We start from the raw sequence: 19,737 nt of genomic DNA, 5'->3' as shown, positions 1-19,737 counted from the left end.
ATTTATTGGCTTAGGCTAAATCCATATTTCTTAAATATCATTTTTGCTCGGATATTGGTTTTAACAAATTTTTCAAATTGGCGTGCTTCAACATTTTTTACACCTTGTTGTGTCAGCGCAAGAGGATAAATAATGGCATGATGCGAATCTTGCGGTAAAGTCCCAATAACTTTCACTTTAGAACTAATCAAAGCATCTGTTTTATAAACAATTCCCACATCACACTCACCTCGTTCAACAAAGGTTAATGCAGCACGTACATCGTCTGTTCCCACAATACGACCTTTTAAGCTGTCTAACCAATTTAGATAAATTAAACTTTGTTTGGCATATTTTCCTGCAGGTACAGACTCCATCTGTCCAGTACATAATTTCCCTTGAAATGATTGTGCAAAATTAAAATTTGCTTGTGGTTTAAACGTAATTTTTAAATTTTTCGGGCTAATCACGACTAATTGGTTATACAGCAAATCTTGTACATTATTTTCAGAAATGAGATTTTTTTGAATTAAATACTTCATCCAATCCACATCTGCGGAAAAGAACAGATCACTTTTCGCTCCTGCTTCTTGCTGTTTTGCCAAAGTAGATGATGCGCCAAAGACAGTGATCACTTTGGTTTTTGGATGAAGGCGCTCATAATTTTTTGCAATTTCAGTCATTGCATTGGTCAAACTTGCAGCCGCATAAACTTTCACAGTATCTGCTTGACTCAGCGAACTCAATGTGAATAAAAGTCCTGTCAGCAATAATTTTTTCATATGTATACTCATATTTATAATGATTGAGCATTTCAGCTCTAAATAAAAATACCTTGCACAATCTGCCCTGCTTTCGGTGTTTGCCCCGCAATAATGCGAACTAAGCAATTGGCTTGCATTAAATTAGTCAACATATGTGACTGCTGTTTAGATAAACTATTTACTGTTAAAGTTACTTGTTCAAACTGCGCTGTCATTCTTAAAAAACGATCTCTGGCATCTGCTTTTAAATCGTGCTTCAACACAGCATTAAACCATTTTAAATCATTGGCTTGACCTTGTAAGGCTTGGATGAGAGTAGCCGTATAAATCTGCATCCCCACATAAACCGCAGCAGGATTTCCCGGTAAACCTAACAGATAGCAAGGTGCTTTTTGTGGGCGTTCTTGTTTTGCAAAAAATATCGGCTTCCCCGGCTTTTGCTTTACTTTCCAGAAAATTTGCTCAAAACCTAAGTTCAATGTGACTGGACGAATAAAATCATAATCACCAACTGACACGCCGCCTGTGGTCAAAATCACATCATGATCTTTTGCTAAATCTTGTAATAATGTTTTGACCGCATATTCTGTATCAGCAACATGAAAAATTTCGACCTTTTGGTTATTTTGTTGAAACCAAGCTTGAATCAGTGGTGCATTGGCATCAAAAATTTTACCCGATGCTAAATCATCAACATTGACAGCAACTTCATCACCTGTAATCACGACTGCAATTTTAGGATATTGAAAAACCCGAACTTGTTGTATACCCGCCATACTCAATGCCGCAATTGCACCAATAGTCAGTTGCTGTCCTCGCTGTGCGAGACATTGCCCGACTGCAATTTCTTCCCCTTGATCACGTGTATCTGCATGCAGTTTTAAAGTTTCTGTGAGTTCAATTTTTTGATTTTCAATGATTTTAATAATTTCTTGTCGTGCAATTGTTGTCGTACCTTCGGGTATTTGAGCACCTGTAAAAATACGTATTGCTTGACCTTGTTTTAATTGAAGCTCACTGCATTGACCTGCTTTAATTTCACCTAAAAGTTCAAATTGACAACCTATTTCAACCGTACCATTTGAACAAAGTGCGTAACCATCTACTGCACTTTGCGCAAACAAAGGCAAATCTATACTTGAATAGAGATCTTCAGCTAAGTAACGATTCAGTGCTGAATGAAGTGCTAATTGTTCTATTGCTAAAGCTTGAGTATGACTTGAAATCAATGCCAAAGCTTGCTCAATACTGATCAAACCTGACTCTGCACCACATGCTGACATTATTGATAACCTCCTGCATGTGGAATATTTTTTTGTACATCAAATAAATGCACCAAGGCAGGTAAAATTGCGGTCAATGACTCTTTCGCGCCCTGACGACTTCCCGGTAAGGTAATCACTAAACTTTGTTCAATATAACCTGCGACACCCCGACTTAAAGCAGCATAAGGCGTACGACGTTGCCCAAAACTACGTGAAGCTTCCATTAAACCCGGAATTTCACGTTTTAATAAAGGTTGCAAGGTTTCTACTGTCAAGTCTTTCGGTCCTAGACCTGTACCGCCCACCGTTAAAATCAAAGGATATTGATTTTTTTGCTGTTCAATCAGTGCCAATAATTGTTCTGGTGAGTCTGGAATGACTTGATAATGAATCTGACTAAAATTGGCTTCTTCTAAAATTTCTAAAACATTTTGCCCTGCTGTATCTGGTTTTTTCCCTGATGCGACAGTATCAGAAAGCACAATAATCGAAGCAGACAAAGACTCTTTCAATACACGAGTAAAATGCGATTTTCCGCCTTTCTTTTTCTGTAATTTACACTGGTCTAAACATAAGTCTTCAGGTTCACAATGTGGTTTTAACATATCGTACAGTGTCAAACCTGCCAAACTGACTGCGGTCAAAGCCTCCATCTCAACCCCTGTAGGCCCGATCGTTTCAACTGTTGCAATAATTTCCACATGCTTTTCATGCAGTTCAAAATCGACATCAGCGCGATAAATCGGTAAAGGATGGCAAAGTGGAATCAGTTCATCTGTACGTTTTGCCGCAAGAATTCCTGCAATACGTGCTGTTTTTAAAGCATCACCTTTTTCTGTATTTCCCTGTCTTAATAATTCAATACAATGCGGTGGTGCATGCAAAATCCCTGTTGCAATTGCGATGCGATAACTCTCAGCCTTCATACCCACATTTTTCATTTATTTATCCGTACTTTTATTTGGTTTACATATATGCTGTTTTTAGATTGTTGATCTACATTCATCCATGTTCATGATGTGAATGTGCTTGATGTTGATGAGTTTGCTGTACATGCTGCTCATCATAGTCTTTGCGAATACAACAACCTGAAACAAACTCATGGGTACCATCTGTATAAAATTCTTCTTTCCATACAGGCACTTCGTGTTTAACACGTTCGACTGCTTCTTCACAAGCGGCAAAAGCTTCACGACGATGCGCTGCATAAGCAATTGCAATAATGGCTTTTTCTCCAATCGCCAAATGCCCAACTCGATGAATTACTCTGACATATTCCACTTGATATTTGATTTGAATATCCAGCTCAATTTGTCGAATCATCTTCTCTGCAATCGGTGCATATGCTGTATATTTTAAAGCCTCTACACTACGTCCTTCATGGTGATTACGCACTGTCCCAATAAAAATACCAATTCCACCGCAACGGGGAAATTGCTCAATTACTGCAAAATCATCGATATCTAGCGGTGTATTTTGAATACGAGCAAATGTCATTTCATCCTCCTGCGACAGGTGACAACAGAACTAAAGTACAATCTCGCTCTAGCAAGGCTTGACGTGCGATCATCTCATCACCAATTGCACATGCACATTTTTGAATCGCTTGTTCAGCTTGAGGATACTGGCGAATCACTTCATCAAGTACCTGTTCTACTTGAAGTGATTGTTTCGTCTTCATATCTATCATTAATGCGCTAGGTAAAAACTGAGTCACTGCACCATAAGCTTCGATTTGAACTTTGATCATCACTAATTTATCCCCCTAACATATGCATGGTAATTTTACGTGATTGTTGTTTTGCCTGAATTTCATGAAAACCTGCTGCTTTATGCCAAATATACTGTTGAATCTTTTGCGTTAATTCTGCTGTCGCCTGTATGGTTGGCTTATGTCGCCAAGTTGAAATTTCATCTTTTAATGACAAGCCATGAATTGCAAACAAACAATTATAAAGTTCACCATTTGCAGTCAAACGGATACGATCACAAGCACCACAAAATGAATGACTAATGGTTGAAATAATTCCAATGACATAATTTGAATCTAAATGATAATAACGTGCGGGTTCATGATTTTGAGGAATTGCATCTATTCGATATTTTTCAGCCACTACATTTAATATGTCTTGTTCTGTGACCACTTCATGGCGATGCCATTTTGCATCACCATCCAAAGGCATATATTCAATGAACCGTAGCATGATCTGTTTTTGCTGTGCCCATTCAATCAGGGGCAAAATTTGTGAGTCATTAATCCCTTTCATCAACACAGTATTGATTTTAACTTTTAGCCCAACGTCTAAAGCTTGCTCAATTCCTGCAAGTACAGGTGCTAAACGACTTTTCGTTATCTGCTGAAACTGTGCTGCATCTAAACTATCTAGACTGATATTAATATCATCCAAACCTGCATTTTTAAGTGCTTGTGCATATTTTTTGAGATAATGCGCATTACTTGTCATCGCAATACGTTTTAAACCTTGCGGCTTTAACTGTTGTAATTGTTGAATAAAATGAACAATTCCTTGACGCATTAGCGGCTCGCCACCTGTAATGCGAATATGCTCTATTCCGCCTTGTACCATCAACTCACAAAATGAATATAAAGCTTCAAAATCCAAAAGATGCTTTTTATTCATCCATTCAGGATGTTCAGGCATGCAATACTGACATTTAAAATTACAACGATCAGTGACTGAAATTCTCAGTTTTCTTTTTTCTCTTCCGAATTGGTCCACCCAAATGGAGTTCATCCTTTGCATGAGCAATTTCTCCAATCCTGATTTTCATAATGATTCGTATGTTCAACTCAAATTAAACGACAAAAGTTGTTGATATTGTTTCAATTCATCCATTGAATTGAGGCTATGTACATAATTGTCAGCTTGTTCTATACAAAGTGCTTTGCCATTCAGCAACTTAAAACTATGCTTCAAACTACCTTGCTGTTGTTGCATTTGGTTTTTAAGTACCTGTAATGCCTCACGCTTCATTAAACAAAACGGATATAAAGCATCTTGATTAAACTGCACATACACCACAGCACTATTGCTAAACTGCTCAAGCCGTAAATGAAGTTTTTGCAAAATATCTGTTGGAATCTGTGTAATATCACACGGAATAAACAGTACATAATCTGCTGTTGTATATTGCCAAGCACTTATCATGCCAATTAATGGTCCTAAAAAACCTGTGCATTCATCTGTAAAACACGCAATATTTTTATCAATTTTTTGATATTCCTCATCATCCCGATGACTATTGACCCAAATTTTGGCAACATCTTGCCGAAAATGCTGACAAATTTTTTCTAACTGGATTTGCCCATCAAAATTCATTAATAACTTATTTTTCCCTTTCATACGTCGTGCTTGACCACCCGCCAAGATCACTAAATCAGTTTGAGGAAAATCATTTTTCAACATTGATTTTATTTCATTATTAATATTTTTTAACATTTAAAATCAACCCTCTAAGGCTAAGTCAAATGAGGCAGTTGGGTATAGACTGAAAAACGCTGTTCACGACAAAAACTTGCTAACGTTAAGCCTGCTTGTTGAGCCAAATCAATCGCTAAACTACTGGGTGCAGAAATGGTGGCAAGCATGGCAATATTGAATTGCACACATTTTCGAATTAACTCATAACTGGCACGGCTGCTCATCAGTACAAAACCTTGTGTAACATCAATCTCATGTTTTGCCATATAACCCAAAAGCTTATCTAAAGCGTTATGGCGACCAACATCTTCGAATAATGCAATAACGATACCATCTTTAACCCATGCGGCAGCATGTGCTGCACCTGTTAAACTGCCAAGTACTTGTTTATCATTAAATAGACCAATTGCAGATTCAATTTCGCCTAGCCATTTTTTATTAAATGGAGTACTCACAACAGCTCCAAGCTGCAATTGTTGTAAACTTTCAATACCACATAAACCACAACCACTTCGCCCAGTCATATTACGGCGCTGCTGTTTTAATAAAGCAAAGGCACGTGCAGAAATTGTCATTTCGATGCTAAAGCCTTCTTCATACTGTTGTATTTCGATTGCATATAACGCACTTAAGTCAGAAATAATTCCTTCTGACAAACTAAAACCAATTGCAAACTCTGTTAAATTTACTGCGGTCATCATCATCACAACATGACTAATTCCGTTATAAACCAAAGCCACTGCAACTTCTTGTAAAATATGTTCTTGTTTATAAAATATTTGTTGGTCACGATATTGCTCAACAGGATACAATCGTGCCCCTTTCAGTTGTTTTGACTGTTGCGATACAGCTTGCCCATGCATCTCATCACTCAATATCTGCATATCAACTCTCCAATGCGGCTGGCTCTAAATTAGTTGAATCCGTTGGTGCAGAAGTTGGATGTAAAATCACTGGAATATTTTTTGAAGCAGGGATTTTGGCACGTTGATCATGGCTGCTCAAAGCGACCAGTGGGTTCGTTTCAGGATAATATGCACCCAAACAACCACGTGGAATATCATATGAAACTATTCTGAACTGGTGGACGATACGCTTTACACCATCAGAAAAAATACTTTCAATATCAACATATTGATTTGCAACTAATCCAGCCTCTGCAATATCCAGTTGATTCATAAATAGTACGCGTCGTAAACCAAACACACCACGATAACGATCATCAAGCCCATATAAAGTTGTGTTGTATTGATCATGAGAACGCATGGTCATGAGGGTATAGACTTTTTGTTGTTGATATTGCGCACTAAATTGATGCTCTGTATCTTCATACACCGCTTTTAATGGCGTGATCATAAATTGGGCTTTACCCGTTTGCGTACGCCAATGATGAATATTTGCAGGATGCTCCAAATGGAATCCACCAGGTTGATACACTCTTTGATTAAAATCCCTAAACTCATCAAAAACTTCTGCAATCGCATCACGTATACGATCATAACTTTCAATATACCAACGCCATTTTATGCTACTGTTCGCTAAGACTTTTTCAGCCAAACGCGCCACGATATCAGGCTCTGAAAGTAACATTTCTGAAGCAGGCTCATTACGCCCTGCGGATAAATGTACATTACTCATCGAATCTTCAACTGAAATCGATTGCTGACCATGTACTTGTAGGTCTAGCTCAGTACGTCCCAGACATGGCAAAATTAATGCCTCTTGACCACAGGTTAAATGGCTTCGATTTAACTTCGTTGCTACATGTGCGGTCAGTTCGCACTGCTTCAGTGCATAATGCGTAAAGTGTGTATCAGGTGTTGCTTCAGAAAAATTCCCTCCCATCGCAAAAAAGACTTTAATGCGTTTTTCTGCCATGGCTTTTATACTTTCTACCACGCCCAAACCATGTTTACGTGGAAATGATGTTGCAAAAACTTGCTCTAATCGATCTAACAATGCATCTGAAGGATGCTCATTGATCCCCATTGTACGATCACCTTGCACATTACTATGACCACGTACAGGACATGCTCCAGCACCTTGACGTCCAATATGACCACGACTCAGTAATAAATTACTTAACATATGGATATTGGCAACCCCATGACGATGCTGTGTCATCCCCATTCCCCAACAAAAAATCACGCGTTTGGCATCTTTAAACATCTGTGCGAGTTGCAGTAATTCTGGCTCAGTGAGACCCGTATGTGCATGAATATCTTGCCATGCTGTCGAAGCAACTTCTTGTAAGATTTCATCAAAATATGCAGTATTTTGGGCAATAAAAGTTTCATCAAAAATCGTCGATTTTCCCGATTTTTTTGCTTCTTGATCCCACTCATACAAATGCTTAAACATTCCCATTAAAACCGCATAATCCCCTCCAATTTTTGGCTGAAAATAATTACGACTGATCGGGGTACTACCGTTAGTGATCATTTCCAATTTATTTTGTGGATCTTGAAAACGCTGTAAGCCTCTTTCTTTCAAAGGATTAATTGAAATAATATTCACACCACGTTTATAAGCAGCACTCAAAGTGCTTAACATTCGTGGATGGTTCGTGCCTGGATTTTGCCCAAAGATAAATATTGCATCTGTATGTTCAAAATCTTCTAGAGTCACAGTACCTTTACCAAGACCAATGGTATCGCCTAAACCAACACTGGTGGCTTCATGGCACATATTGGAGCAGTCTGGAAAGTTATTGGTTCCAAAACTTCGCACAAAAAGCTGATATAAAAAAGCGGCTTCATTACTGGTACGCCCTGATGTATAAAATGCGGCTTGGTCTGGATGCGCTAAAGCATTTAGTTTTTTTGCGACAAGTTCAAATGCAGCGTCCCAACTAATCGGCACATAGTGGTCTGTCTTAGCATCATAGTACATAGGCTCAGTCAAACGACCTTGTGATTCTAAAAAATAATCACTTTGTTGCTTTAACCATGACACTGAATGTTCAGCAAAAAACTGAGCGTCTACACGTTTACTGGTGGCTTCAAAAGCGATTGCTTTTGCACCATTTTCACAAAAGTTAAAGGTATGCGTATGTTTTTGCTCTGGCCACGCACACCCTGGACAATCAAATCCAGTGGGTTGGTTCGCATTGAGTAAAGTAATTGCACCTCTTGTGACCACTGCTTGCTTTTTTAAATTACGCGCAACACTCAGTAAAGCCCCCCAACCACCTGCAGCATGATGATAGGGTTCAATTTTAGAATAGACACTAACCTTAGTACTTTCACTGATTTGCTCATCATGTTGCATCATAACTTTCCCTGTTTAATTTTGTTTTAACTGATGAATTTAACAACTACCTATTTTCTATGCAGACCATAACTCAATAAAAAATCATCTGAACTTTGCTTGATTCTATCCATAAATACTGAGCAAAATTTATCTGACTACAAAATACCCACCAAAAGCGATGATCATCAATGGTTAAAAATACCTTTCTGAGTTTTTTATGTGAAAAATTTATTATTTTTATAGTTTCATATACTTAAATAAAATCTAGGCTTTATAGTCAAATAAAGCCTAGACCATCGTTAAAGATTCATTTTCTATCAAATACTATTTTTCAGGTTGCCCAATACAATCACCATAAAAACAAATGCGTTGTGTGTAGTTATAACGCGCAGGCGCTTCAACAACACCCACTCGTTTGGCATATTGTTGCCATTGTTTACTCATTTTCGTCACTTGTTCAGGAAACTGTTGTGCCACATCAACTTTCATCGCAGGGTCAGTATCACGGTTAAAAAGCTGCCATGTGCCTGTTCCATAAGGTTTTGCTTGTTCAAGCAACACCCAGTTACGATCATGTATCACTTTACGGTTATTAAACTCCCAATTAAGTGTCCGATTTTTTAACTGCTTATTTTTAAAAATATTTGTAAATGAAACACCCTCAAATTTTAAACTTTTATCCTGCTGTACATGACGAATACCTGCATAATCTAGAACTGTAGGTACAAAATCCATAACATGCAGATTTTCATTTTTCATAATACCTGCTGGAATTTTCTTTGGATAACTCATAATCGCAGGGACATGAATTCCACCATCAGCTAAAAACCCTTTGGTATATGGATATGGTGTCGCTGCAACTTGTGCCCATTGTGGACCCAACGCGATATATGAACCTTTACGTCCCATATTTTCAAGTGAATTATCAAATGAAGAGTTTACCCATGCCATAAAACCGTCACTTTCATCTAGTCCTTGAATATCAGAAACTTCAGGTCCATTATCAGAAATAAACAATACAATTGTATTATCTAACTCATTCTTTTCTTTAAGATAGTTTAATATTTTTCCAATATTTGCATCCATGTTGTCAATCATGGCTGCATAAACTTGCATCGCTTTTGTTTCACGAGCTTGTTGCTCGGCTGTTAAGGCTTCCCAAGGCTTTAATTGTTGCTCAAAAGGATTATTAGCCTGAGTATTTTGAGGAATGATACCCTGTTGTTTTAAACGTGCTAAACGATTTTGACGAATCGCTTCATAGCCATCTTTATATTGACCTTTATATTTTTCAATATATTGATCTGGAGCTTGTAGTGGCCAATGTGCAGAAGTTAATGCTAAATAGGCAAAAAATGGTTTTTCTTTATCACGTGATGTTTCCAAAAAATTCAACATTTTATTGGTATAATAATCTGTAGAATAAAAATCATTGGGTAAACTCACCTTTTTTCCATTTTCTAAATAAATCGGATCATAATTCAGTAAAAGTGGAGTTTCATCAAAATGCCCAGCGCCACCTTGTAATAAAACAAATGACTGATCAAAACCACGTGCAGACGGAATTAATTCTGGTTTTTTACCTAAATGCCATTTACCACTCATAAAAGATTGATAACCATTTTGATGTAAAATTTCTGCTAATGTTGCAGCTTTATGATTCAAAACTCCCTGATAACCTTCATTCCCCTCATGCTCAGGCTGCAAGAGTTCAGCCATTGTCCCCATTCCAACTTGATGATTATCTTGACCTGTCAGCAACATTGAACGTGTCACTGAACAAGTTGGACCAGAATAAAAGTTTGAAAGTGTTGCACCTTGTTGTGCTAATTTTTGCAAATTTGGGGTTTGAATCTCACTACCAAAAGGCTGAATATCAGAAAATCCAACATCATCCGCCACAATCAAGAGAACATTTGGTTTTTTTGCAAGGGCAAAAGGTGAGCACATCAAAACTGAGACCAATAGCGCACCATATTTTTTTACTTTCATTCATCATTCCTTTGAATATAAACCGATTTAAAACTTAAATTGCGTTGTCACACTTAAATAGTTATTGGTTTTTCCACCTGTTTCCTTTAATGCTTGCGCTGCATCAACATTGGAAAATAAAAGATTAAAATTCAGATTACGGTTATATTGATAATCCAGTTCTACCTCAGTAATGCCTGCAATATCTTTAGATTTGGTTTGATCATGCTCATTCCATGCAATACCAGAAGGTGCATGATAAATTGCATCATTATTTTTGTGTTTTTTCAGTACACCATAAGACGTTTTCAAATTCATATTTGGCATGAGATCCAAAGCAAATGTTGGCTTGATAAATATCGCATTCATTAAGCCAAATTCTGCTGCACCACTAAATAATGCAGTACGTGGAAATGGAGACTCGAAAGTCTTTAGGCGCTGATCTTGTAAGTCATTATCCCCACTAAACAGCATGCTTTGTAGAGATAAATGAGGATTGAGTTTTTGCTCAAAGTGATAGCCGACTTGAGAAAAAGTAGCATAGGCACGAATATTTTTATCGCCATAATCACCAAACTGGCGAATATACTCAAAATCATAATCAATATTTTCTTTTTGCCCAAATACACGAGCACCTATACTTTTTCGGTTCTGTACATCTGCACCATCAGTAAAAATACGCTGATCATGATGCATATCAAAATAGTACAGATCTAATTTTGCTTGGTTTGCAGGTTGCTCTAATATTTTACCATTAAAATAAATACCTTTTAACTCTCGACTCTGATCTGTTTTATCGTCAAAAGAACCTCTTTGAAATTTAACAGGCTTAACATCAAACACATCAATTTTTATCTGATCTCGATAGTTAAACCACGTTGCTAAACCATCATAATTATATTGAACATTACTACCATCACGTGTGGAAACAAGAATTTTACTTCCTAATGGCATCACAAAACGTCCAGGTCTCAATGTCAATTGAAGATTTTCTGTGATTGGTAGTCTATAATCAACAAAAAATTGTTGTATATCAAAAGCATCATAATTTGCTGGTGTAGGTACTTCTGCATCAAATGCCCAATTATCACCCAGTTCTAAAAACATTCTAAAGTTTTGTTGTAGATGTAAATCACCAAATAATCGCAAACGTTGTGCGACTGATTCATTACGGTCTTGAGGCGTTAAATTTGCTGTAGCATGATTTAAATATTCATACATCCAGCGAGCTTCCCCACCCACTGTGATATAGTTCTCAGCATCATTTCCTAAAGGTATATAGTTCAAATGCTCATTCCAAGTGCCTTGTCTATTTTCACTTTTACTTAAATAAGAATAATCATTATTCCAAGCCAAAAAACGAGGACCACCTAAATCTTTTGGAATCTCAACGCTTGGAATATGATCTTCAGCATAAACATGCGTAATACATGAAAATAAAGAAATCACTGCTAAAACTTTCATTTTCATTGTGACAACATCCTTGTCATTTTTCACTTTAATTAATATATTAACTAAAATCAAGTGCCTTATTTAAACGATTAAAATAAACAAGGTTCATCTATACAGATCAACCTTGTTTTAATGCCTATGATTTATCAATATTCATATTAATGTTGTGAAGGTGTTTTATGCTCTTCACTTTCTAATGTTGGCGTACTATCAAAGAAGTTCCACGGCTTTAACATGGTATAAACCCATTCTGTTGGCATAATTGGCCATTCTTCTGCACGTGCAACATGCGTCGTTCCTGTGGTCATCCACACAACTAAGTCTTTGTTTTTAATATTGTCATTATTTGCAATAAACTGCCCTAAACCTGTATCACGATCTGAACGATTTGAATATTTGCCTTCAGGAAATTTCTCATTTTCATCACGTTTAGTGACCCAAATTTGTTTATCCATAAAACTTAAACGCTTAAATAGCCATTCATCCGTAGCAAAATTTGCCCCTTTCGCAATAGGATGCGTACCTCCTGCAAATGGAATAACTTGATAAGACACAGGATTACCCAGTTTATTTTCTTTGTTAGCATTGCTTAATAAGCGAATCGTAGATGGATCAAACTTTTGTACTGCTTCCTTTTCAGTATCAACTGTTCTCTCCTTAACTTCCATTGCGCTAGTGCGTGGTCCACCACGCGTATTTTTTACGACCACTGGATCCATCTCGACAAAACTATTATTTTCGCCATCGACATCTAGATCTAAACGGAAGTTATAAATATGTTGATGCGTTGTCCCGACAATATTGTGATCAATTAACGTTCCATAACGTGTATCTTCTTTAGCAGTTGCGTCATGCATCGTTTTCGCTTGTACACCTTTTACTGCTTCAATGCCTGTTGCACCTGCATTAATTCCAATAATCCCGTTATTATTAAAAACCCAATCAAAAATATAATCATAGTTTCCAACTGTACTAATCCAACGCACCACCAATTCACGGCGCTCAGCACTAATATTTGGCTGATTCATTTCTTGATGTTTAAATTCAGGACCAGCATAACGTTCAAAAATTGCAATGGCATTTGGAATAACACGTGGTTGACCTGTATAGTCAGCAATCACAGCATCTAACAGAACAGCATTATTTGGCGCATCCACACCCTTTTCAATCGATGATGTTAAAGTTCCCATGCCATACTCACCCGAATCTAAATAGGATTTAAAGTACCATCCCATATCAGGATCGCCATAAGGCACAACCATCCCACCTAAATTCCCCTCATACATGACTTTACGTTTGACGCCTTTGTCCTTATAAGTTGCTGTTGAAATTTGCAAACCTACACGTGAGTCTAAACCTACATGAAAACACCATGGTCCCCAATGAATCGTTTGCCCAGTAATCGAGAAATTTTTACCATCAGGTTCTGTGACATTTAATGCTTTAAATTGTTTTTGGTTTTTAATAGCAATTGGGTTTGGCTGCATAGGTACAGGAATAATCGAACCTTCCTCTAGCTTTACAATTTTCTTATTTTCTAAATCAACCACAGCCACTAAGTTTTCAATCGGATGCGCCCAATAGTTGCCATCACCTGTATCTAAATACGATACGACTTTTAAGACGTTTAACTCACGATCTAAACCATCTTTGCCACCAAAAAAACCCACCGTCAGCGGCGTCGTCACCACTTTGGAAACATCCTGAATTCCACGTTTTGCTAAGGCTTTTTTATAGGCTGCATCTTTAGTCACAATTTCTTGCACTGCAACCATGTCATCATATAAAACCATACCATGTGTATTTTCAAGCACATTCCATTGTGTGACTTGCTTTGTTTTCAAATCCACAGCACCTTCAATCACTTGTTTACCTTTAAGCAAGGTAAAAATAGCAACACGGTCTTCGTCATATGCTTTATGATTTAAAAATACATCCCAAACTTTTGATTTTTCAGGTTCTTTTAATTTAATTTCTGAAAATCGCATATTATTATATGCATATTTAGATTGTTTAATCGCTTCAAAGCTTTGTGAAATTTCTTGTGAAGTTAAACCATTTAATGGATGTGGCGCTGCCTCGACTTTAAATGTTTGATCTAAACCTGACTGAAAAATTTCTGTAGCAAACTCCTTACTGACAATCGGTTTACCTTCTTTGATCAGCAACGGAACACTCACTTTTAACGGTTTTCCATTGACTAAAACAATATCAGAATTCGGTTTTGCTCGAACAATTAAGGAGCCTTTAGAAATGGTATAACTATTTGTAAATTCATCTTTTTGTACATCGGCACCAAAATCTGTCATATTTTGATAAAGCGGTACCATTTCAGCAGCTTGTCCATGTGCTAAAACGTGTTGATTCATACTCAATAATGCTGTAGCAACAGCTAAATTTACACCTAACCATTTTTTTAATGATCGCGTGATTGCATTATATTGCATTGTCTTATATCCATTTAAACAAACTTATACAGTTAAATTAAATGAATCAAGCTGAGAATAAATCATCCTTGAGAATGATTTATCTCAAAAAATTACAGAGTAATTCTTGTCTACTTTTTACATTGGTTTTTTGATAAATATGTTGAATATGCGTTTTGACTGTCGCCAAACTACAGTTTAATTTTTCAGCAATCAAACCACTTTCTAAACCATTAAATAACTCTTCTAAAACGACAATCTCTTTTTTAGTTAAATTAAATTTTTCCATAAAAAAATGTTTATCGACTGTATCCATATGATGCTGAAAATATTTTTCAGATAAAAAATAGAAAGATTTCAATATTTTTTTATCTTGCTCTGTAAATTTTTTTTGATTATTTTCTCGCACAATACTTAAACCAGCGATTGGCTCACCATTACGCTTTCTAAAAAATATTTCTGCGGTATCTACAATATCCCAACGTTGCATAAAATCTAAATATTCTTCATTTGACTCATGCTCACCTAAAAACTCAACATGTGTATGATGGTCTGAATAAAAATGACGAAAACATACAGGGTCTTGTTGTATTTTTTTCCGAGATATTCATCTAAAGAGTTTTTGGAAATATTAAATAAATGATAATTATGTGTGTGGTTAATATTATCAATTGAATATAATAAATAACCATCTATATCTAAAACACGTTGAACTTGTTCAACAAAGTTCTCACCAAACTGTGTTAAAAACTGCTGATTGAGCATAAATTTCCTTCCTTTTTAGAAAATTTATTAAGACCAATGGGGCGAAAAAAGCCTTTTGCATCCTGCAAAAGGCGATTTATTCTCGCTATTTTGTAATATGAATCGCTTGTTTTTTCGTGAACAATAATAACCCACTCAAACCAAATGAATAACCCAAACCTGATAATTTCCAACCACCAAATGGTGCAGCAGGTGATAAATCTGAATGGCTATTGATCCATACGGTTCCTGTTTCAAGTCGACTGGCAATCTGCTGCGCTTGCTCAAGATCTTTTGACCAAACTGAGCCACCTAAACCAAAAGATGTATGATTCGCTGCATAAATTGCATCTTCAACTTGGCTAAATTTCACAATTGGCAACACAGGACCAAACTGTTCTTCATCAACTAAGGCAACCCCTGCATTGACATTGGTCACTAAAGTTGGACGAATATAATAGCCTTTTTCAGTTTCTTGATTTTGTTGGGTAATAATTTCTCCACCTTGTGCCACAGCATCATCAATTAAAGATTTTACTTTTTGATATTGCATACGGTTTTGAATAGGTCCAAAAGTTGTATTTTCATCTAGACCATCACCCACGACTTGTGCATCTGCAAGTTCTGCCAATTTTTGGGTTAATTGATCATACACATCTTCATGTACATACAAACGTTTTAATGCAGCACACGTTTGTCCCATATTCAAAAATGCAGAACCAAAAATACGTGGTGCAATTTCATTCACATCCACATCATTTAATACAATACCAATATCATTTCCACCCAACTCAAGTACGACGCCTTTGAGCGATGCAACTGAATGACTTAGAATACTTTGTCCTGTTCGTGTTGAACCCGTAAATGTGACTTTTGCGACATCTGGATGCTCACTTAACGCCTGCCCAACGCCCCCTTGACCTAAGACAATATTACACACACCTTGTGGTAAATGACGATTCATGATCTCTATGAGTTTAATGGTACTCAGTGGCGTATATTCTGATGGTTTATTGACAATACAATTTTTCGCTTTTAATGCAGGAAATAAATGCCAAATCACAATCATAAAAGGCCAATTCCACGGTGTAATGGAGGCAATCACACCCAATGGTCGGTTAAATACTTGTATGGTTTTGCCACTCGGATCATCTATTGTTTCTACAGGAATATTCAAGCTTAAAATATATTCGATCCAGTTTGCACCTGCTTCTACTTCAAACTGTGCCAAAGCTAAAGGTTTACCTTGTTCCAAAGTAATTAAACGTGCAATTTCACTTTGTTCATGACGAATATCCGCCACAATTTTTGTGAAAATTGTATTTATTTCTTCATCTGAAATAAATTGCCATGTTTTAAATGCTTGAGCAGCTGCTTGAATTGCTTGGTTTACCTGTTCGACTGAAGCACTTGCCACTGTTGCAATAACCTGTTCATTTGCAGGATTTAATACTTCGAAAGTATCCGCAGCTCCTTGCACTTGTATCCCATTGATGAGCATATTTGTATTCATTACGATTCGTCCTTTGTCTTTTATCATTCATGATTTTATCGATGATATTTTTTGCACCAGTCATCCTTAAGGATGATTTTAAGCTAAAGATCTATTTATTTATCTCATAATATTTAATTTCATAACATAATCTCATAGCACTTCACTTAAGTACGTTGCATTAACAAATCAACGCCTTTTTCTGCAACAGCAATGGTCGGTGCATTGGTATTTCCACTTGGAATTGATGGAAATACAGAACAATCTATTACGCATAGATTTTCTATACCATGCACTTTTAACTGAAGATCAACCACAGAATAACGTTGATCAGTCCCCATGCGGCATGTTCCAACAGGATGATAAGTTGTTTTACATGTGCCACGAATGAACTCAATCAATGCTTGATCATTCTGATGAGAACTTTGAGGAGGTGAAAATACCTGATCCAACAAAGGTTCAAAAGATGGCATTTTTAGTAGCGCTAAACCAAATTTTGTTGCACGAAGCATACCTTGAATATCATCAGGATGACTCAGTAAATTTGCTTGAATTTTCACATTATCATGTGGATTTTTACTTTTTAAGAAAATTTCTCCACGAGATTTTGGACGTAAAAAACAATTTTTCAGGGTAATTCCATGTGTTTTTCCTTTTCCAAGTCCATCAGGATCATCCCATGTATCTAAGCCCGGCAAAAAGTGAGCTTGTACATCTGGTCGACCTTCTTGATGAGTATCAATAAATGCGCCTCCCTCAAGAATATTAGAAGATACAACACCTGTTCGTGTAAATACCCACTGCGCGCCATTTTTTATTTTTTTAAATCCTAAATTTTGCCCATAAAGTGAAATAGGTTGCTTCGTTTCGGCATTAATCGATACATGTAAATGATCATGATAATTTTGCCCGACAGGTAAGTCCTGAATGGTTGTGATTCCCACATCATTTAAATGATTTTTAGGACCAATTCCAGAAAGCATTAAAATCTTAGGCGTACCAATCGATCCTGCACTTAAAACAATCTGTTTACGCGCTTTAAAAATATGTTTTTTACCTGCAATTTCACATTCAATTGCACAGGCTTTTTGATTTTCCACAACGACTTGATGCACTAAAACATTTAATTTAAGCGTTAATTGTGGATGATCCTGTACTAATTTTAAATAGGTTTGCGAAACACTTGCTCTTTCACCATTTTGTGTAGTGGTTTGAAAAAACCCGACACCTTGCTGTTTATGCCCATTAAAATCATTAACATAAGGCAAACCTAACTCTTGACCTGCTTTAATAAAGACTTGAGTAAGCGGATGTCGATAACGATTTTCACTTACAGACAATGGTCCTGTCGTTCCATGATAAGGCTCAGATAAACTTTCATTTTTTTCTGCTTTTTTAAAGTAAGGTAATAGCGCATTAAAGTCCCAACCTGCACATCCATCTTCTTGAGCCCACGAATCATAATCTTCTTGCTGCCCTCGAATATAAATCATGCCATTGACTGAGCTACTACCGCCTAATACTTTTCCTTGTGCGCAAGTCATACGACGTTGATGGGTATTTTCATCAGGTTCTGTCGTGTAATCCCATGTTTTTGTTGGAATCACTTCCGAAACACCCGCAGGCATTTTGATGAGAATATTATCATCACTACCACCTGCTTCAAGTAACAGTACACTTCCTTTATTTTCTTGTATTAGACGTGTTGCAACCACACACCCTGCTGAACCCGCACCACATACAATATAATCATATTCTTGCATACATACCATCCAATGTTTCGCTTATCATTTTTTCATTAAGGCACTGTTTATTCTGCTGTATTTGATCAATTTCCTCTGTCGTCATGGGTTTTTATACAAAGGAAAAAGATCAATCATTCAGACAATTTATTGATTTAAAGGAATGACCATGCCATCTTTTCCAACGACAATTTCACCTTTATAAAATGCACCAACATCTTTTTTCCAAACAGCATCGGTTAATTCTGGATCACCTACAGGGACAATATGGCTCAGTACCAGTTTTTTCACTTGTGCTTGAGTTGCAGTTTTTCCAACATCTTGAGGTGTAATATGATGAGCAATCACAGCATCTCTAAAACTTTCACCATATCCCATACGTTTGGCTAAACGACCAATACCATCGCCATGTGCAACTTCATGAACCAAAATATCGGCATTTTTTGCAAACTTGGCAAAAGGTGGGTAATAGTTAGTATCTCCTGAAAATACAAGGTTTTGTTTCTGAGCTGTTTCAAACTTAAAGGCAAATGCCTCACCCATTTTAAAAGGCTGATGTGGTACTCGTTTGGCTGTTACTTTGACATTTTCATCTTGATATACATCGCCTTCGTCAAACTCATGAACTTTTAAAAACTTATTTAATGGCTCTCGACCTTCATCCTCATAACGTAACTGAATATCGACGTTATACGCTTTTAAAAGATTTTCTGTCATTTCTTTTGTCCCTTTTGGACCAAAGACTTGAATCTCATGATCTAGACTACTTAACCAACTGTTCATTAACAAAGCAGGATAATCAAGAATATGATCACTGTGTAAATGCGTAATAAAAATAGCTTTAATATTTTTCAACGGCACTTTTGCTTCTAGTAAACGATAACTTGCACCATATCCTGCATCAATCACATAAACATCATTCTTTATTTGTATTGCACTTGACTGTGGTAATGACTGTGTTGAATAAAGTGAAGGTCCACCTTTAGTCCCTAACAAAATCAGTTGATCTTGGGCTATCGCCATAGAACTGAGCAAAAAACCACCGAGTGTTAATGCGCTTAAGATCGCATTTTTAACGTTCAACATATCCATGTCCTCATTCAACTATTTTCCATTTTTCAATCGAATGCTATTTATTTAAATATATTAAAAATTGATATACCTGATTGATACCGAATTAGTTCACATATTTAATAACATTAATGTT

Annotated in this window: 17 protein-coding genes; all 17 read right to left on the bottom strand. The window is 36.6% G+C overall.

Features of this window, described 5'->3' with window-relative positions; all coding sequences use genetic code 11:
- Positions 1–2: 2 nt before the first annotated feature.
- A complete protein-coding gene (gene modA, locus HX124_RS05870) occupies positions 3–761 on the bottom strand; it encodes a molybdate ABC transporter substrate-binding protein (protein WP_286382242.1) in 759 nt (252 codons plus the stop codon).
- Between the two features lie 38 nt (positions 762–799).
- On the bottom strand, positions 800–2,026 hold the full coding sequence (locus HX124_RS05865; protein ID WP_286382241.1) for a molybdopterin molybdotransferase MoeA: 1,227 nt from the start codon (positions 2,024–2,026) through the stop codon (positions 800–802).
- The gene (gene moaCB, locus HX124_RS05860; protein ID WP_107006631.1) at positions 2,026–2,949 is read right to left on the bottom strand and encodes a bifunctional molybdenum cofactor biosynthesis protein MoaC/MoaB; all 924 of its coding nucleotides are present in this window, start codon (positions 2,947–2,949) and stop codon (positions 2,026–2,028) included. Before moaCB ends, HX124_RS05865 begins: the two co-directional genes overlap by 1 nt.
- 61 nt (positions 2,950–3,010) lie before the next feature.
- Positions 3,011–3,505 (bottom strand): molybdenum cofactor biosynthesis protein MoaE, encoded by a 495-nt coding sequence (locus HX124_RS05855; RefSeq protein WP_286382240.1) that lies wholly within the window; start codon positions 3,503–3,505, stop codon positions 3,011–3,013.
- Between the two features lies 1 nt (position 3,506).
- Positions 3,507–3,758: a MoaD/ThiS family protein gene (locus HX124_RS05850; RefSeq protein WP_107006629.1), complete on the bottom strand. Its 252-nt coding sequence runs from the start codon at positions 3,756–3,758 to the stop codon at positions 3,507–3,509.
- A 7-nt stretch (positions 3,759–3,765) separates the two neighbouring features.
- Complete coding sequence (moaA, locus tag HX124_RS05845; protein ID WP_286382239.1) at positions 3,766–4,773, bottom strand: GTP 3',8-cyclase MoaA; 1,008 nt, start codon at positions 4,771–4,773, stop codon at positions 3,766–3,768.
- Positions 4,774–4,815: 42 nt separating this feature from the next.
- A complete protein-coding gene (gene mobA, locus HX124_RS05840; protein ID WP_286382278.1) occupies positions 4,816–5,433 on the bottom strand; it encodes a molybdenum cofactor guanylyltransferase in 618 nt (205 codons plus the stop codon).
- 56 nt (positions 5,434–5,489) lie between these two features.
- Complete coding sequence (fdhD, locus tag HX124_RS05835; RefSeq protein ID WP_502872809.1) at positions 5,490–6,314, bottom strand: formate dehydrogenase accessory sulfurtransferase FdhD; 825 nt, start codon at positions 6,312–6,314, stop codon at positions 5,490–5,492.
- Positions 6,315–6,336: 22 nt separating this feature from the next.
- A complete protein-coding gene (locus HX124_RS05830) occupies positions 6,337–8,721 on the bottom strand; it encodes an FdhF/YdeP family oxidoreductase (RefSeq protein ID WP_286382277.1) in 2,385 nt (794 codons plus the stop codon).
- Positions 8,722–9,027: 306 nt separating this feature from the next.
- Complete coding sequence (locus HX124_RS05825) at positions 9,028–10,695, bottom strand: arylsulfatase (protein WP_286382237.1); 1,668 nt, start codon at positions 10,693–10,695, stop codon at positions 9,028–9,030.
- A gap of 27 nt (positions 10,696–10,722) precedes the next feature.
- Positions 10,723–12,144, bottom strand: a complete 1,422-nt coding sequence (locus HX124_RS05820; RefSeq protein ID WP_286382236.1) for an alginate export family protein — start codon at positions 12,142–12,144, stop codon at positions 10,723–10,725.
- A gap of 140 nt (positions 12,145–12,284) precedes the next feature.
- On the bottom strand, positions 12,285–14,573 hold the full coding sequence (gene tynA / locus HX124_RS05815; RefSeq protein WP_286382235.1) for a primary-amine oxidase: 2,289 nt from the start codon (positions 14,571–14,573) through the stop codon (positions 12,285–12,287).
- Between the two features lie 79 nt (positions 14,574–14,652).
- Positions 14,653–15,042: a helix-turn-helix transcriptional regulator gene (locus HX124_RS05810; RefSeq protein WP_286382234.1), complete on the bottom strand. Its 390-nt coding sequence runs from the start codon at positions 15,040–15,042 to the stop codon at positions 14,653–14,655.
- Between the two features lie 35 nt (positions 15,043–15,077).
- Positions 15,078–15,317: a hypothetical protein gene (locus tag HX124_RS05805; protein ID WP_286382233.1), complete on the bottom strand. Its 240-nt coding sequence runs from the start codon at positions 15,315–15,317 to the stop codon at positions 15,078–15,080.
- An 85-nt stretch (positions 15,318–15,402) separates the two neighbouring features.
- Positions 15,403–16,809, bottom strand: a complete 1,407-nt coding sequence (locus tag HX124_RS05800) for an aldehyde dehydrogenase family protein (protein ID WP_286376415.1) — start codon at positions 16,807–16,809, stop codon at positions 15,403–15,405.
- Between the two features lie 146 nt (positions 16,810–16,955).
- The gene (locus HX124_RS05795; protein WP_286382232.1) at positions 16,956–18,551 is read right to left on the bottom strand and encodes a GMC family oxidoreductase; all 1,596 of its coding nucleotides are present in this window, start codon (positions 18,549–18,551) and stop codon (positions 16,956–16,958) included.
- Positions 18,552–18,677: 126 nt separating this feature from the next.
- Positions 18,678–19,616, bottom strand: a complete 939-nt coding sequence (locus HX124_RS05790) for an MBL fold metallo-hydrolase (RefSeq protein ID WP_286382231.1) — start codon at positions 19,614–19,616, stop codon at positions 18,678–18,680.
- Positions 19,617–19,737 lie beyond the last annotated feature (121 nt).

It is taken from the genome of Acinetobacter sp. 226-1 (assembly GCF_030329325.1).
GTDB classification, from domain to species: Bacteria; Pseudomonadota; Gammaproteobacteria; order Pseudomonadales; family Moraxellaceae; genus Acinetobacter; species Acinetobacter sichuanensis.
Note: the sequence above shows the minus strand (reverse complement) of the source record. Positions and strands in the feature narration are given on the sequence as shown.

Excerpts from the sequence above, each read along its gene's own strand:
- HX124_RS05865 (WP_286382241.1), bottom strand. The coding sequence starts at position 2,026 with ATGTCAGCATGTGGTGCAGAGTCAGGTTTGATCAGTATTGAGCAAGCT.
- moaCB (WP_107006631.1), bottom strand. The coding sequence starts at position 2,949 with ATGAAAAATGTGGGTATGAAGGCTGAGAGTTATCGCATCGCAATTGCA.
- HX124_RS05805 (WP_286382233.1), bottom strand. The coding sequence starts at position 15,317 with ATGCTCAATCAGCAGTTTTTAACACAGTTTGGTGAGAACTTTGTTGAA.
- HX124_RS05820 (WP_286382236.1), bottom strand. The coding sequence starts at position 12,144 with ATGAAAATGAAAGTTTTAGCAGTGATTTCTTTATTTTCATGTATTACG.
- HX124_RS05795 (WP_286382232.1), bottom strand. The coding sequence starts at position 18,551 with ATGCAAGAATATGATTATATTGTATGTGGTGCGGGTTCAGCAGGGTGT.
- HX124_RS05825 (WP_286382237.1), bottom strand. The coding sequence starts at position 10,695 with ATGAAAGTAAAAAAATATGGTGCGCTATTGGTCTCAGTTTTGATGTGC.
- HX124_RS05850 (WP_107006629.1), bottom strand. The coding sequence starts at position 3,758 with ATGATCAAAGTTCAAATCGAAGCTTATGGTGCAGTGACTCAGTTTTTA.
- fdhD (WP_502872809.1), bottom strand. The coding sequence starts at position 6,314 with ATGCATGGGCAAGCTGTATCGCAACAGTCAAAACAACTGAAAGGGGCA.
- HX124_RS05790 (WP_286382231.1), bottom strand. The coding sequence starts at position 19,616 with ATGTTGAACGTTAAAAATGCGATCTTAAGCGCATTAACACTCGGTGGT.
- HX124_RS05810 (WP_286382234.1), bottom strand. The coding sequence starts at position 15,042 with ATGCAACGTTGGGATATTGTAGATACCGCAGAAATATTTTTTAGAAAG.
- HX124_RS05800 (WP_286376415.1), bottom strand. The coding sequence starts at position 16,809 with ATGAATACAAATATGCTCATCAATGGGATACAAGTGCAAGGAGCTGCG.
- modA (WP_286382242.1), bottom strand. The coding sequence starts at position 761 with ATGAAAAAATTATTGCTGACAGGACTTTTATTCACATTGAGTTCGCTG.
- HX124_RS05855 (WP_286382240.1), bottom strand. The coding sequence starts at position 3,505 with ATGACATTTGCTCGTATTCAAAATACACCGCTAGATATCGATGATTTT.
- tynA (WP_286382235.1), bottom strand. The coding sequence starts at position 14,573 with ATGCAATATAATGCAATCACGCGATCATTAAAAAAATGGTTAGGTGTA.
- moaA (WP_286382239.1), bottom strand. The coding sequence starts at position 4,773 with ATGCAAAGGATGAACTCCATTTGGGTGGACCAATTCGGAAGAGAAAAA.
- HX124_RS05830 (WP_286382277.1), bottom strand. The coding sequence starts at position 8,721 with ATGCAACATGATGAGCAAATCAGTGAAAGTACTAAGGTTAGTGTCTAT.